General features: G+C 50.3%; 1 protein-coding gene and 1 pseudogene. Both read left to right on the top strand.

The window, feature by feature from the left end; all coding sequences use genetic code 11:
• Window positions 1-194 (top strand): annotated as a pseudogene (locus tag ACFSYH_RS14920) (tryptophan synthase subunit beta); the annotation flags it as partial.
• The coding region (gene trpA, locus ACFSYH_RS14915) for a tryptophan synthase subunit alpha (RefSeq protein ID WP_377468265.1) at window positions 191-501 on the top strand (311 nt) is incomplete at its 3' end. The pseudogene ACFSYH_RS14920 and the gene trpA, both read left to right, overlap by 4 nt.

Genomic DNA, 501 nt, shown 5'->3' with positions numbered 1-501 from the left:
AAGCATTGGCTGCTTTTCATCAACTCACCCGGGTTGAGGGCATCTTGCCTGCTCTGGAAAGCGCTCATGCCGTGGCATACGCGGTTAAACTGGCCGCCAGTATGAGCAAAGAACAAAACATTGTGGTCAATTTATCAGGTCGTGGAGACAAAGACGTGCACACCATTGCCGCCATTGAAGGGGTTGACGTATGAGTCTGATCAAGAACAGATTGGCCGAATTGAATGGCCGCAAAGCTTTGGTCCCATTCATCACAGCAGGTCACCCTAAGCCCGAATTCACAGTGCCCCTGATGCATGAGTTGGTTGCTCAGGGTGCCGATATCATTGAATTAGGTATGCCTTTTTCAGATCCCATGGCAGATGGGCCTGTGATCCAGCAATCTTCTGAACAAGCCATTGCCAATGGCGTGGGGATTGAACAAACCATTGACATGGTCAAAGCGTTCAGGGCTGACAATCAACACACTCCGGTGGTGTTGATGGGTTACCTGAATCCGGT

The organism is Populibacterium corticicola (assembly GCF_042683685.1).
Taxonomy (GTDB): Bacteria; Actinomycetota; Actinomycetes; order Actinomycetales; family Cellulomonadaceae; genus Timonella; species Timonella corticicola.
This window is presented reverse-complemented; position numbering and strand designations above follow the sequence as displayed.